Annotated in this window: 15 protein-coding genes and 1 pseudogene; 13 read left to right on the forward strand and 3 right to left on the reverse strand. The window is 42.8% G+C overall.

Annotated features, from left to right (window positions below):
* Positions 1 to 256 precede the first annotated feature (256 nt).
* From glmU to NFR56_RS05750, 8 genes and pseudogenes are all read left to right on the forward strand, one after another.
* Positions 257 to 1,636: a bifunctional UDP-N-acetylglucosamine diphosphorylase/glucosamine-1-phosphate N-acetyltransferase GlmU gene (gene glmU, locus NFR56_RS05715; protein ID WP_021152840.1), complete on the forward strand. Its 1,380-nt coding sequence runs from the start codon at positions 257 to 259 to the stop codon at positions 1,634 to 1,636.
* A 9-nt stretch (positions 1,637 to 1,645) separates the two neighbouring features.
* The gene (locus tag NFR56_RS05720) at positions 1,646 to 2,191 is read left to right on the forward strand and encodes an NUDIX hydrolase (protein WP_223325331.1); all 546 of its coding nucleotides are present in this window, start codon (positions 1,646 to 1,648) and stop codon (positions 2,189 to 2,191) included.
* Between the two features lie 11 nt (positions 2,192 to 2,202).
* Complete coding sequence (macP, locus tag NFR56_RS05725; protein WP_070589511.1) at positions 2,203 to 2,538, forward strand: cell wall synthase accessory phosphoprotein MacP; 336 nt, start codon at positions 2,203 to 2,205, stop codon at positions 2,536 to 2,538.
* Between the two features lie 24 nt (positions 2,539 to 2,562).
* Positions 2,563 to 3,255 (forward strand): 5'-methylthioadenosine/adenosylhomocysteine nucleosidase, encoded by a 693-nt coding sequence (locus NFR56_RS05730; protein ID WP_021152843.1) that lies wholly within the window; start codon positions 2,563 to 2,565, stop codon positions 3,253 to 3,255.
* A 21-nt stretch (positions 3,256 to 3,276) separates the two neighbouring features.
* The gene (locus NFR56_RS05735) at positions 3,277 to 3,585 is read left to right on the forward strand and encodes a YjgN family protein (protein WP_049483430.1); all 309 of its coding nucleotides are present in this window, start codon (positions 3,277 to 3,279) and stop codon (positions 3,583 to 3,585) included.
* A gap of 104 nt (positions 3,586 to 3,689) precedes the next feature.
* Positions 3,690 to 4,313 carry an endonuclease III gene (nth, locus tag NFR56_RS05740; protein ID WP_251458089.1) on the forward strand — a complete coding sequence of 208 codons (624 nt, stop codon included), beginning with the start codon at positions 3,690 to 3,692 and terminating at the stop codon, positions 4,311 to 4,313.
* Between the two features lie 265 nt (positions 4,314 to 4,578).
* Positions 4,579 to 6,546 (forward strand): peptide ABC transporter substrate-binding protein, encoded by a 1,968-nt coding sequence (locus tag NFR56_RS05745; protein ID WP_031574467.1) that lies wholly within the window; start codon positions 4,579 to 4,581, stop codon positions 6,544 to 6,546.
* Positions 6,547 to 6,714: 168 nt separating this feature from the next.
* Positions 6,715 to 6,924 (forward strand): annotated as a pseudogene (locus tag NFR56_RS05750) (PaaI family thioesterase); the annotation flags it as partial.
* 106 nt (positions 6,925 to 7,030) lie between these two features.
* On the opposite strand, the gene NFR56_RS05755 reads toward NFR56_RS05750, so the two are convergent.
* The 3 genes from NFR56_RS05755 to NFR56_RS05765 form a co-directional block, all read right to left on the reverse strand.
* Positions 7,031 to 7,624 carry a helix-turn-helix domain-containing protein gene (locus tag NFR56_RS05755; RefSeq protein ID WP_031577145.1) on the reverse strand — a complete coding sequence of 198 codons (594 nt, stop codon included), beginning with the start codon at positions 7,622 to 7,624 and terminating at the stop codon, positions 7,031 to 7,033.
* A 170-nt stretch (positions 7,625 to 7,794) separates the two neighbouring features.
* Positions 7,795 to 8,181 (reverse strand): bleomycin resistance protein, encoded by a 387-nt coding sequence (locus tag NFR56_RS05760; RefSeq protein ID WP_070505835.1) that lies wholly within the window; start codon positions 8,179 to 8,181, stop codon positions 7,795 to 7,797.
* Positions 8,182 to 8,192: 11 nt separating this feature from the next.
* Entirely contained in the window at positions 8,193 to 9,020 is an 828-nt protein-coding gene (locus tag NFR56_RS05765; RefSeq protein WP_251458092.1) for an exodeoxyribonuclease III, read from the reverse strand.
* A gap of 135 nt (positions 9,021 to 9,155) precedes the next feature.
* Here NFR56_RS05765 and NFR56_RS05770 point away from each other — a divergent pair, with 135 nt between their 5' ends.
* The 5 genes from NFR56_RS05770 (at position 9,156) to NFR56_RS05790 (ending at position 14,158) form a co-directional block, all read left to right on the forward strand.
* The gene (locus NFR56_RS05770) at positions 9,156 to 9,608 is read left to right on the forward strand and encodes a DUF3290 family protein (protein ID WP_251458094.1); all 453 of its coding nucleotides are present in this window, start codon (positions 9,156 to 9,158) and stop codon (positions 9,606 to 9,608) included.
* Entirely contained in the window at positions 9,605 to 10,237 is a 633-nt protein-coding gene (locus NFR56_RS05775; RefSeq protein WP_009732502.1) for a DUF421 domain-containing protein, read from the forward strand. The genes NFR56_RS05770 and NFR56_RS05775 overlap by 4 nt, the downstream gene beginning before the upstream one ends.
* A 139-nt stretch (positions 10,238 to 10,376) precedes the next feature.
* The gene (gene pbp2b, locus NFR56_RS05780) at positions 10,377 to 12,428 is read left to right on the forward strand and encodes a penicillin-binding protein PBP2B (protein WP_251458097.1); all 2,052 of its coding nucleotides are present in this window, start codon (positions 10,377 to 10,379) and stop codon (positions 12,426 to 12,428) included.
* 10 nt (positions 12,429 to 12,438) lie between these two features.
* Positions 12,439 to 13,035 (forward strand): recombination mediator RecR, encoded by a 597-nt coding sequence (recR, locus tag NFR56_RS05785; protein ID WP_003002450.1) that lies wholly within the window; start codon positions 12,439 to 12,441, stop codon positions 13,033 to 13,035.
* A gap of 76 nt (positions 13,036 to 13,111) precedes the next feature.
* Positions 13,112 to 14,158 carry a D-alanine--D-alanine ligase gene (locus tag NFR56_RS05790; RefSeq protein ID WP_251458100.1) on the forward strand — a complete coding sequence of 349 codons (1,047 nt, stop codon included), beginning with the start codon at positions 13,112 to 13,114 and terminating at the stop codon, positions 14,156 to 14,158.
* Positions 14,159 to 14,380: the final 222 nt, after the last annotated feature.

Here is a 14,380-nt window from a genome sequence, read left to right on the forward strand (position 1 = left end):
AAACTCCCGAGTGCTTGAAATGATCGTATTTCAAGCACTTTTCTCACAGCGGAAAGTTTTAGTATATTTTTGATTAATTTTTAAAATTAAAACTATTATTACTTATTTGTTGAGTAACGTTACTTATCTTACTAAAAAATAGTTTGTCTACATTCGAGCTTCCCTTATAGGAGAGTTTTTTGGTTTGGGTCTTATTTTCCAAAAGGGCTAAAAAATGGTATAATGTAAGCGATATTGTACAGAAAAGAGAAATGTTATGCCAAATTATGCCATTATTTTAGCAGCGGGGAAAGGTACCCGTATGAAATCAGATCTGCCTAAGGTTCTTCACAAGGTTGCTGGGATCTCTATGTTGGAACATGTTTTCCGTAGTGTTGGAGCCATCTCACCTGAGAAGACTGTAACGGTTGTGGGCCACAAGGCGGAATTGGTGGAGCAAGTATTAGCTGGACAAACAGAATTTGTTAAGCAAACAGAGCAATTAGGAACTGGTCATGCGGTAATGATGGCAGAGCCAGTCTTGGAAGGTCTTGAAGGGCATACTCTTGTCATCGCAGGTGATACTCCTTTGATTACAGGTGAAAGCCTCAAACACTTGATTGACTTTCATATCAACCACAAAAATGTGGCAACCATTTTGACAGCCGAAGCAGCTAATCCATTTGGCTATGGTCGGATTGTCCGCAATGACAATGCGGAAGTGCTTCGAATCGTCGAGCAAAAAGATGCGACAGATTTTGAAAAGCAAATCAAGGAAATCAATACAGGAACTTATGTCTTTGACAATGCACGCCTCTTTGAAGCTTTGAAAAATATAAACACTAACAATGCCCAAGGTGAATACTATATCACGGATGTCATCGGTATTTTCCGTGAAGCTGGTGAAAAAGTTGGGGCTTATACGCTCAAAGACTTTGATGAAAGTCTCGGGGTTAACGACCGCGTTGCCCTTGCAACAGCAGAAGGCATCATGCGTCGTCGCATTAACCAAGCCCACATGGTCAATGGGGTGAGCTTTGTCAATCCGGATGCGGCCTATATCGATGTCGATGTTGAGATCGCACCAGAAGTGCAAATCGAAGCCAATGTTACCTTAAAAGGACACACAAAAATTGGGGCTGAAACAGTCTTAACCAATGGAACCTATATTGTGGACAGTGAAATTGGGGCAGCTGCTGTCATCACTAACTCTATGATTGAAGAGAGCACGGTAGCTGATGGCGTGACGGTAGGACCATACGCTCATATTCGTCCAGGATCTAGCCTCGCCAAAGATGTCCATATTGGAAACTTTGTTGAAGTCAAAGGTTCGTCTATTGGCGAAAATACCAAAGCGGGTCATTTGACCTACATCGGCAACTGCCAAGTCGGCAGCAACGTCAACTTTGGGGCAGGAACTATCACTGTGAATTATGATGGCCAACACAAGTTTAAAACGACGATTGGAAACAATGTCTTTGTCGGATCCAATTCGACGATTATTGCGCCAGTTGAATTAGGCGACAATTCCTTAGTCGGTGCTGGATCAACCATTACCAAGGATGTACCAGCTGATGCGATTGCGATTGGTCGTGGCCGTCAAGTGAATAAAGAAGAGTATGCCCTTCGCTTGCCACACCATCCTAAAAATAAATAGGAGATTCTCATGCAATTTGAAGAAAAAACCATTGAGCGCAAGGAGATTTATCAGGGACCGATTTTCCAAGTGGTCACTGATCAAGTAGAACTACCCGCTGGAAAAGGCCAAGCGCAGCGTGATTTAATCTTCCATAATGGAGCAGTAGCGGTTTTGCCGATCACAGAAGATGGGAAAACGATCTTGGTCAAGCAGTACCGTAAGGCGATTGAAAGGACCTCGGTGGAGATTCCAGCAGGGAAGTTAGAAAAGGGAGAAAACGCAGACCCTAAAGCGGCTGCTCTGCGCGAATTGGAAGAAGAAATTGGCTACACAGCTGATCTAGAGTTGTTGTATGATTTTTATTCAGCCATTGGATTTTGTAATGAGCGGATCAAACTTTATGGTGCGACCAACTTGAAAAAGGTGGAAAATCCACGTCCACAAGATGCGGATGAGACCTTAGAGTTATTAGAAGTGACTTTGAAGGAAGCCAAAGATTTAATCCAAACTGGCGAAGTCTGTGATGCCAAGACCATCATGGCGATCCAATATTGGGACTTAATCAATAAATAGAGGAGGATCCGATGGGAAAACCTTTATTAACCGATGAAATGATTGAACGAGCAAGGCGAGGTGAGGACATCACCGGTCCTAAAATGGTCGATGCGGAAGAGACGAAAATTATTCGGACAGACCACAGAGGATTTGGCTATGAACGTCCTATGAGAGAGAGTCGTAGGGAACGTCCACAAGAGCGTTATTCTCAGGATACTGTGCAGATCCAAGTGGAGCCCACAGTGACCAAGAGTCGTCGCATTGAAGAACGCAAACAAAGTGTGGTCCAATCCAAACTCAATAAGATTTTGTTCTGGATCATTGTGCTCCTCATTGCCTTGATCATTGCTATTTGGCGTTTATAAGGTCGTCACAAGGAGAGAAATGACATGAAAATTGGAATTATCGCAGCCATGCCCCAGGAGTTGAAGATCTTGGTTGAAGCCCTTGAAAATGGGGAAAAGCATCTGCGTCTTGGAAAAGTCTACTATACAGGATCTATTGGACGCCATGAGGTCGTTTTGGTTGAAAGTGGTATCGGAAAAGTCATGTCTGCTATGAGTGTAGCAGTCTTGGCCAATGATTTTAAGGTGGAAGCCATTATCAATACGGGTTCTGCAGGTGCCGTTGCACCGGGAATGGCCGTTGGGGATATCGTCCTTGCGGACAAATTGGCCTATCATGATGTGGATGTGACAGCCTTTGGTTATAAGTATGGTCAAATGGCAGGTCAACCACTTTACTTTGAATCCAGTCGCTATTTCGTATCAGAAATGAAAAAAGTTCTGGAAGAAGAAGCTGCAACCACACATGTAGGCTTGATTACAACAGGAGATAGCTTTATCGCGAGTGAAGAAAAAGTCGCAGCAATTCGGGAGCATTTCCCAGAAGTATTAGCAGTTGAGATGGAAGGGGCAGCTATTGCCCAAGCCGCTCATGCAGCTGGGCGTCCTTTCATGGTCATTCGAGCTATGAGTGATACGGCAGATCACGCAGCTAATATCTCTTTTGATGAATTTATCGTAGAGGCTGGTGAACGCTCTGCTCAAACCCTGATTACTTTCTTGAAGAGATTGGTGTAAAAAAATATAGGGAAATTGAACATGTATCGTGAATCGTATTTTGATGGAGGCCTATTTTCCTATATTGGCTATGTTTTATTAGCAACCTTCATTACAGTATTGACTTTGGGGATTTGTGCTCCTTGGGGCGTGTGCATTATGTATAACTGGAAGGTCAAGCATACCGTGATTGATGGTCGTCGTCAGTATTTTGACGGCACGGCTATGCAGTTATTTGGAAATTGGATCAAATGGTGGTTCTTTACCATCATTACATTTGGTATCTATGTGTTCTGGTTAAATATCAAGGTCACACAATGGATTACCAAGCATACTCATTTTATAGACTAATTGAAAAGGACTCGTCTAAGGACTAGTCCTTTTTTGAAGTCGAATCTTTCAGAAATAGGGAACTTTCATGCTATAATAAGGACTAGTAGTGTAAAGGAGAGAATATGGTTTTATCAAAGAAACGGGCACGTCATGTGATTGAAGAAATTATCGCCCTTTTTCCAGATGCCAAGCCAAGTCTGGATTTTCGTAATCATTTTGAATTGTTAGTAGCGGTTATGCTCTCGGCTCAGACGACTGATGCGGCTGTTAACAAAGCGACACCAGGTTTGTTTGCGGCTTTTCCAACCCCGCAAGCCATGGCAGCAGCCAGTGAAGCAGCTATCGCCAAGCATATTTCTAAATTAGGTCTCTATCGAAATAAGGCCAAATTTCTCAAAAAATGTGCCCAACAATTGCTAGACAACTTTGATGGGCAGGTGCCTCAGATTCGTGAAGAGTTAGAAAGCCTGGCAGGAGTAGGACGGAAAACAGCTAATGTCGTCATGAGTGTAGGATTTGGGATTCCAGCCTTTGCTGTCGATACCCATGTGGAGCGGATCTGCAAGCACCATGATATTGTCAAGAAATCAGCGACGCCCTTGGAAGTGGAAAAAAGAGTCATGGATGTTCTACCAAAAAGCGAATGGCTAGCAGCTCATCAAGCCATGATCTATTTTGGACGGGCTATCTGCCATCCTAAAAATCCTGAATGCGATCAGTACCCACAACTCTATCATTTTGATTAGGAATCAGTCCCTCTGCTCGAAAGAGCAGAGGTTCTTTTTTTCGCTGAAACGTATATTTATTAAAAGAATTAAAAGATGAGGTTTTACAAGTCTGTAATGGTATGTGATAAGACTTGCCTATCCAGCATCTTTGAGATCAATTTCAAAATGCTTTTCTTGACATCTTATTATATTCATTCAGAAATAACGAACTTTTTTAAAATAAATTTGGTTTTTTTTAAGAAATAGTGTATAATGGTAGAAAATCTAACATAAGGAGATAGTGATGAAAGCAAAAAAACTGTTAGCTCTTGCAGGAGTTTCTGTTGCAGGTGCCTTTCTCTTAGCAGCGTGTGGCGGTGGTAGTAGCAATCAAGCAACCTACTCATTCGTCTATTCAGCGGATCCAAATACATTGGATTACATCGCTGCAACTCGTACAACGACTTCAGATATCACAAGTAACCTTGTAGATGGTCTTCTTGAAAATGACCAATACGGAAACTTTGTGCCAAGTCTAGCAGAAGATTGGACTGTCTCTGAAGATGGATTAACCTATACTTACAAACTTCGTAAGGATGCCAAATGGTATACAAGTGAGGGTGAAGAGTATGGTGCTGTAACAGCTCAAGACTTTGTTACAGGGATCAAACACGCGGTTGAGTCAAAATCAGAAGGCCTCTTCATGATTCAAAATTCAATCAAAGGTTTGGATGCCTATGTAAAAGGAGAAACGAAGGACTTTAAAACAGTTGGAGTCAAAGCTTTAGATGACCACACCATTCAATATACTTTGGTCCATCCAGAAAGCTTCTGGAACTCTAAAACAACTTCAGGTGTTCTTTTCCCAGTCAATGCGGATTTCTTGAAATCTCAAGGGAAAGATTTTGGTTCGTTGAAACCTAGCAGCATCTTATATAATGGTCCATATTACTTGAAATCATTGACTTCAAAATCTGAGATCCAATTGGTCAAGAACAAAGATTATTACGATGCGAAAAATGTTCATATCGATCATGTCAAATTGACCTTTAACGATGGATCAAACCCAGATTCTATCATTAAGAACTTTGAAAAAGGTCAATACTCCTTTGCCTCTGTTATGCCAAACAGTTCGACGTATAAGAGCGTCAAGAAAAACTTTGGTGACAACATTGTCTACGGTTTGCAATTAGGAACATCTTACTACCTTGGATTCAACTTGGATCGTCAAAAATATGACCACACAGCCAAAACAACGGATGAACAAAAAGCTTCTACCAAGAAAGCAATCTTGAACAAGAACTTCCGTCAAGCGGTGAACTTTGCCTTTGACCGCAAATCTTATGCGGCACAAGTATCAGGATCTGATGCAGCTGAGAAGACCCTTCGTAGTACCTTGGTGCCACCAACTTATGTCCAAGTCAATGGAGAAGATTTTGGTAAAGTGGTTGAAAAACAATTGGTTACCTATGGAGACCAATGGAAGGGTGTGAGCCTGGACGATGGCCAAACAAGCCTGTATAACCCAGAAAAAGCCAAAGCTTCATTTGCAAAAGCCAAAGCTGAATTGCAAAAACAAGGAGTTCAATTCCCAATTCATTTGGACTACATTGTCAGCCAAGTGGACAATAGCATGGTCCAACAAGCGAGCTCCTTCAAACAATCTGTAGAGTCAGCGCTTGGTGCAGACAATGTTGTGGTGGATCTTCAAAAGGTATCGGATGATGATTTCCAAAATATCACCTACTTCAGCGATACAGCTGCTGCAAGAGACTACGATATCTCAGGCGGTGGATGGCAACCTGACTACCAAGACCCATCTACTTATCTGGAAAGTATCAGCCCAGTAAATGGTTCTGTCTTCTATTATCTTGGTATTGATGCAGGTTCAAACAACCCAGCCATTGCAGCAGTTGGTTTGGATCAATATGCGAACATGTTGAAAGACGCCGATGCTGAATTGTTGGATCAAGCAAAACGCTATGAAAAATATGCAGCAGCGCAAGCTTGGTTGACAGATAGCTCGATTACGCTTCCAACTGTCTCAAATGGTGGTGCTCCAATGCTTCAACGGACCGTACCATACAGCCGTGCTTCTTCATGGGTAGGTACTAAAGGAACAGGAACATTCTACAAATACCTTGAAATGTCTAAAGATGTTGTCACAACAAAAGACTTTAACAAGGCCAAAGAAGAATGGTTGAAGAAAAAAGCAGAATCCAATAAAAAAGCTCAAGAAGATCTCAAAGATCACATTGAGAAGAAAAAATAAAAAATAAAAAATCAATCATTGGTCTATCAATGAAGATAAAAAAGTCGAGGCTGGGACAAAAGTCCTAGCCTCTTAATTATTTTTGGATTGTCGAGCAAGACGCAGTGGTTGAGTGGACTCTACTACGCTGATTTCATCAGCTTTTACAGCCCTACTCAACTGTGCGGAGGTGGGACGCTCCAGTCTTCTATCAACTATTTGAAAGCTGGCAATCTAGGGGATGTCCTAACCATCAGGGGGGAATGTGTCCATCAAGGTCGTACAACCTGTGTCGTCGATGTAGATATCACCAACCAAGATGACCGAAATGTCTGCAAGGCAACCTTCACCATGTTTGTCACAGGCCAACGGTCTGAAGATAGACAGGTGAGGATATAGGAAAGCATGAGTAGGAAGTTACATCCCAAAAATCCCGAGTGTGATCACTATCCGCAACTCTATAACTTTAAAGACATTTGAAAAGCGAGGTCTGATGACTTCGCTTTTATTTGATAGGGAAGAAAGTCAGTAAGAGCCAAGAAAACAACAGAGCAATAGCTCCAATTCCAAGGCAAAATAGAACAGGAAGGATAATATTTTGGTAAGGAGCCTTGCCCCTTTCCTCGGCTTCTTCAATCTCGCTCAGGCTGCGTCCTTGATCATAGGCGACAATCTGGCGAAAGGTACGAAGATTATGCTGTTTCTTAAATTTCTCAATGCGTAGGGCGTAGAACATTGTGATAGCATAAATCAAGCAACTAATAGCGATACCGAACCATTCCAGATAAAGAATTAGAGGAATCATTATTATAGGACTTCCAATTAGTAAAATGGTAAAAACCACTCCATCTTTTTGATAGCGCATAAATTCTTGGTCGTGAATAATTTGTTTCATGGTTTCCACATCTCCTTTTATGAGTTGGTCCAATGACACTTCAAAGACCTTGCTCAGTAAAAGCAGGTTTTGAATATCAGGGTAGGTTGCTCCGCGTTCCCAGTTGGAAATGGATTGACGGCTGACAAAGATGATTTCAGCCAAATCATCTTGAGATAAATTTTTCTCTTTACGATAGTGCTGGATCTGCTTTCCGACTTGCATAAGATTTCCTCGCTTTCTGATTTCATTCTACTCAATTATACAAAAAATGGCTATCAAAGTTCTTTGACATGCTGATTTCATGGGCTTTAGCAAAGGTTTCTGTCACTGGATTTACAGTTCTGTCAATTTATATTTACTTACTGAAAAAGAGGCCAACAACCTCCTTTTTCTTATTCACTAAATCTTAAAAAATAGCCATCTGGGTCTAAAACTGCAAATTCATGAGGATAGATAAAATGGTCGTCAACACGAAATTTTCTTTTGGTCAGGGGACGATGGATGTGATAGTCAGCTTCCAGCAGTTTTTGGTGGAGCTGAGGAACATCCTCAATGCCAAAGGAAATATTGACACCACGCCCGAAAGGATAAGTCAGCTGAGCTAATTCTTCTGCGTCGCCTTCTTCTAACATGAGTTGGCAGTCTTCAAGGGAGAGGAAGAGAAATTTCTCCTCGGGGCGTTCGTATTCGACAGAGAAGCCCAGCAAGTTGCAGTAGAAGTAGCGCGATTTTTCGATGTTGGATACCACAAATTCGGGGATGACAGCTTGATAGTCCATTAGCTTTCTCCTTAGAGTTCAATCTCCAAGACAATCGGTGTGTGGTCTTGGCGAGCGCCTGAGTCAATCATATCTGATTTAGTAACCTTGTCTGCAATGCGGTTTGAGGTTAACCAATAGTCGATTCTCCAGCCTGTATTGTTGATTTTTGAGGTTTTACTGCGTTGTGCCCACCAAGTGTAACGCTCCGGCACATCACCGTGGAGGTGGCGGAAGGTATCTGTAAAGCCTGCTGCTAGAAGGTTGGTAAAGCCTGCACGTTCTTCGTCTGTGAAACCTGGTGAACGACGGTTGCTGGCTGGATTAGCAAGGTCGATTTCCTTGTGGGCCACGTTGTAGTCACCTGTAGCAAGGACAGGTTTTTGCTTATCAAGTTCAGCCAAGTACTCCGCATATTTGACATCCCAGACTTGACGTTCTGCTAAACGTTTGAGGCCATCACCGGCATTAGGAGTATAGACTTGTGTTACAAAGAAGCCACCAAATTCCAGAGTAATGATCCGACCTTCCAAGTCCATGGTCGAAGGAGCACCGATCTCTGGGAAAGTCACAACGGGAGTAAGCTCTTTTTTATAGAGGAACATGGTTCCAGCATAGCCTTTGCGAGCTGGTTCTTGAGAAGAGCGCCAGGTATTTTCGTAGCCAGGGAAGAGTTCCTCAAGAATTTCGAGGTGTTTTTTAGTAGGACCTTTGGCGGATAACTTGGTTTCTTGAATGGCAATGATATCCGCATCCTCAGCAACCAAGGTTTGGAGGACTTCTTGAGAGAGTTTGGCGCGTGCTGAATCACTAGTTAATGCAGCATTAAGCGAGTCGATATTCCATGAAATGAGTTTCATTGTATTTCCTTTTCTTGACATGATAGATAACTTTATTATAACAAAAAATATATTTTTTTCTGATTAGAATGCCTTGAATTCTCTCCTGAAATACATTATAATAGCTTGAATTCATTTGGAGAAAGGGAGTTCATTATGAAATTTTACTCTTATGATTATGTATTGGGTCAGATCAGCCAGCAAAACTGGGTGACCATTGGGATATCTGGCTTGCTCATTCTACTGACTGGTTTTTTTGCGGTGAAAGCCTATCGGGATAAGCAAGATGGCAAATTCCGTGAATTATCCATTATCTCGATTTTGACTCTGGTTGCAGTGGTCTTGATCGGCATCAGCAATTTCCAAAATAGCCAAAGTAATAATGACCAATTCCAACGTTCTCTGCGTTTTATTGAGGTTATCTCAAAGGAGTTGGATGTCAAAAAAGAAGATGTCTATGTCAATACTTCAGCAGCCACAGATGGGGCGATCCTGAAGGTTGGAGAGGTTTATTACCGAGCTATCGCAGGCTCTGACCCAGATAGCTACCTATTAGAAAAGATGGATCTGTATAAAACAGACGTGGAACTTGTGGAGGTGAACAAATGACAGTAGATTTTTTAGCCATTTTGATTAAATTAGCTCTCGGCTTGATTTCCTTGGTATTTGTAATCAATGTGACCGGGAAAGGAAACTTAGCACCAAGTTCTGCAGTAGACCAGATACAGAACTTTGTTCTTGGGGGAATTATTGGTGGGGTCATCTACAATAGCTCCATTACCATACTTCAATACATTGTGATTCTCTTGATGTGGACTATTTTGATCTTACTCTTAAAATGGCTCAATACCAATGTCCGTTTTATGAAGCACTTGATCGATGGCAAACCAACTGTCATTATCAAAAATGGGAAGCTTGATCCGGAAGCTTGTCGATCCAAGGGACTTTCTGCTTCAGACGTTGCCTTGAAATTGCGTTCACAAGGAATTTTCCAATTAAAGGGAGTGAAACGAGCTGTCATTGAACAAAACGGTCAAATGATCGTTGTCCGTGCGGGGGATGAAAATCCTAAATACCCAATCATTACGGATGGTGTGGTTCAGCTTGAAATTTTGGAAACAATTGGGAAAAGTGAAGAGTGGTTGCTAGCTGAATTGGAAAAAGAAGGCTATGACAACGTTTTGGATATTTTCATTGCTGAGTATGACAAAGGAAAAATCAATGTTGTGACTTATTAGAAAAAAAGATTGGGCGAGCATGTCCAATCTTTTTTCCTTGCAAAAAAGAGAAAAGGACCCTTCCTTTTCTTGAGATACTCTTGGAAAAATAGTAAAATGGAAGGTAAGTGTTGATTAGAAAAGAAGGATAGAACATTTCATGAAGAAAAAAATACGGAAGTTTGAGAATCATTCGATTACACGCAGACTCTACCTGCTGTTTAGTTTGATTTGCCTTCTTTTTTTGGTGCTGATTGCCCGACTTGGCTATATGCAGATCACTCACCAAGCCTACTATACGGATAAATTGGCAAAAGCTACGAAAAAGACGGTCAAACAAGGGAGTGTGCGAGGGCAAATCTATGATGCTTCTGGTAAGCCCTTGGTGGAAAATGTGGGAAAACAGGTCCTGACTTTTACGCGGGATCGTAAAATGACAGCCCAAGAAATGCGAGAGACAGCTGGGAAACTCCTTCAGTATGTTGACGTAGAAAATCCTCAAGTAACCGAACGGCAAGAAGTGGATTACTATCTAGCCAATACCAAGGTCTACCAAGAGGTCGTGGAACACCTGCCTGAGAAAAAGAAATTTGATACCGATGGCAACCGCCTGCCGGAAGCCAAGATTTATCAAGCGGCAGTGGATAGTATCGACCCTTCAAAACTCGGCTATACGGATGATGAGAAAAAGATTATTTATCTCTATAGCCAGATGAATGCGGTAGAGAATTTTGCGACGGGGATCATTACGACGCAGGCACTAGGAGCTGAGCAGATTGCGACCATCGCAGCGGACAGTCAGGACCTTCCGGGAATTGCCATCACGACCAGCTGGGACCGCAAGGTTTTGGACACTCCTCTAGCTTCTATTATTGGAAACGTATCGACCGAGCAGGCGGGGCTTCCAGCAGAAGAGGTTGAGGACTATGTCAAAAAAGGCTATGCTCTCAATGACCGGGTTGGTACCTCTTATTTGGAGAAAGAATACGAAAATGTCCTTCAAGGAAAACGCAGTAAAAAAGAAATTCTCCTAGATAAAAATGGCAACATGGAGAAAGTGGTCGATGTTTCAAAAGGGGCCAAAGGAGAAAACCTCAAGCTCTCGATTGATTTGGATTTCCAAAAAGGAGTGGAAGATATCCTTCGCTCCGCCTTTAGCGCAGAGTTGCAAGCTGGAAATGCGACCTACTCCGAAGGTGTCTATGCCGTAGCTCTGGAGCCCGATACAGGGAAGGTCCTTGCCATGGCAGGGATTAAACACCAGGCTGGTAGTCAAGATCTAACAGCAGATGCTTTGGGAACAGTGACCAACGTCTTCGTTCCAGGATCCGTGGTCAAAGGAGCGACCTTGACTTCTGGATGGGAAAATGGAGCCATTTCTGGGAATCAGGTGCTGACCGATCAGCCGATTGTTTTTGCAGGATCCGCTCCTATCAATTCTTGGTTTACCCAATACGGTAGTCGTTCCATCAATGCGGTGGAAGCATTGGAATACTCTTCCAATACCTATATGGTCCAAATTGCCCTTAAGATGATGGGGCAACCTTACACTCCCAACATGACCTTACAAGTGGATCAGGTTGAACCTGCCATGAAAAAACTGCGCTCTACTTTTGCAGAGTATGGTCTTGGAACATCAACGGGGATTGACCTTCCCAATGAATCGACTGGTTTTATCCCGAAAGAGTATACAGTCGGCAATTATTTGACCAATGCCTTTGGTCAGTTTGACAACTATACGCCGATGCAATTGGCCCAGTATGCGGCAACCGTTGCAAATGATGGGAAGAGGGTGAGTCCTCATGTCGTCGAAGGCATCTATGACAATAATGATCAAGGGGGCCTTGGTCAGTTGAAAAAAGCGATCGAAACCAAGGAGCTCAATCAGGTCCATATCTCAGCGGAGGACATGGCTTTGATCAAGCAAGGGTTCTATCAGGTTGCGAATGGTACGAGTGGGTTGACGACAGGGAAAACTGTTGGTCAAGGTGCCAGTGTCTCCATTAGTGCCAAGACAGGTACGGCCGAAACCACAGTCGATGGAGGCAAACAAGCCATTAATACCAATGTGGTGGCTTATGCACCGTCAAACAATCCAAAGATTGCGGTAGCGGTGGTCTTTCCACATAATACCAATCTACAAGCGACAGTCAGTCATTCCATTACACGTGACATTATTAACTTATACAATCAGAAACACCCGATGAATTAGAAAGGAAACTATGCTTTATCCAGCACCTATTGCAAAATTAATTGACAGCTATTCGAAGTTGCCAGGAATTGGGATCAAAACAGCGACTCGTCTGGCTTTTTACACCATTGGTATGTCAGATGATGATGTCAATGAATTTGCCAAGAACTTACTGAATGCCAAGCGTGAGCTAGGGTATTGCAGTATTTGTGGCAATTTAACCGATGAAGAAACCTGCGAGATTTGTCGAGATGAAACGCGGGATCCATCCCTCATTCTGGTTGTAGAAGATAGCCGGGATGTATCTGCTATGGAGAATATCCAGGAATACCACGGTCGCTATCATGTCTTGCATGGCTTGATCTCGCCTATGAATGGCGTGGGACCCGATGATATCAATCTCAAGAGTTTGATTAGTCGCTTGATGGATGGAACAGTCACTGAGGTCATTGTTGCTACCAATGCGACGGCAGACGGGGAAGCGACATCTATGTATATCTCGCGTGTGCTCAAGCCAGCAGGGATCAAAGTGACCCGTTTGGCACGAGGACTGGCAGTTGGAGCCGATATCGAGTATGCGGACGAAGTGACCTTGCTTCGTGCGATCGAAAATCGGACAGAATTATAAGAGAAGTTCTTTCGAAAGGGCTATCATTGTGGTATACTATCAAGTAAGAAATCAAGGGAACAATTAGGGAGAAACTATGAGCAAACAAGACTTAATCCTGTTGTATGGTGGACGTAGTGCAGAACGTGAAGTATCTGTTCTTTCAGCAGAAAGCGTGATGCGCGCGATTGATTACCAAGCATTTTCGGTTCAAACCTACTTTATTACGCAGTCAGGAGACTTCATCCAGACGCAAGCTTTTGAAGAGAAACCAGCGGATGATGAGAAATTGATGACCAATGAGACAGTGGACTGGTCTAAAAAAGTGGCTCCATCTGCGATTTACAAGGAAGGAGCAGTAGTCTTTCCAGTTCTTCATGGACCGATGGGAGAAGATGGTTCCATTCAAGGCTTCTTAGAAGTCTTGAAGATGCCTTATGTCGGCTGTGGCATCCTAGCTTCCAGTGTTGCGATGGACAAGATCACGACCAAACGGGTCTTGGAGTCTGCAGGAATTCCGCAAGTTCCTTATGTAGCTGTAGTGGAAGGCGATGACGTGGATGAGAAAATTGCTGCAATTGAAGCCAATCTTTCTTACCCTGTCTTTACCAAACCATCCAATATGGGTTCAAGCGTAGGGATTTCAAAATCTGAAAACCAAACAGAGCTTCGGGCTGCTCTTGAATTAGCATTCAAATACGATAGCCGTGTCTTAGTAGAACAAGGGGTTAATGCGCGTGAGATCGAAGTTGGACTGCTTGGAAACTATGATGTGAAGAGCACCTTGCCAGGTGAAGTTGTGAAAGATGTGGCCTTCTATGATTATGATGCCAAATACATCGACAACAAAATTACCATGGCGATTCCAGCTCAATTGGACCCTGAGGTTGTGAAAATCATGCGGACCAACGCAGAAAAAGCTTTTCGTGCAATCGGTGGTTTGGGCTTAGCTCGCTGTGATTTCTTCTATACCGATAAAGGAGACATCTTCTTAAACGAACTCAATACCATGCCAGGATTTACCCAATGGTCTATGTATCCCTTGCTTTGGGACAATATGGGACTCAACTATACAGATTTGATCACCAAGTTAGTAGAGCTTGGAAAAGAAGTCTTCCAAAAACACGAAGCGCATTTGTTGTAAGAAAAGAGAGAGTGGGACAGAAATCGGTAATTTGTTAGAATTCGATTTCTGTCCCACCTCCGCACAGTTGAGTAGGGCTGTAAAAGCTGATGAAATCAGTGTAGTAGAGCCCACTCAACCACTGCGTCTTGCTCGACAATCCAAAAACAATCAAGAGGCTAGGACTTCTGTCCCAGCCACTTTTTTTGTGGTCTAGAATATGGTATAATGAGAAGAATTTGA

The organism is Streptococcus caecimuris, from assembly GCF_943193075.1.
Classification (GTDB): Bacteria; Bacillota; Bacilli; order Lactobacillales; family Streptococcaceae; genus Streptococcus; species Streptococcus caecimuris.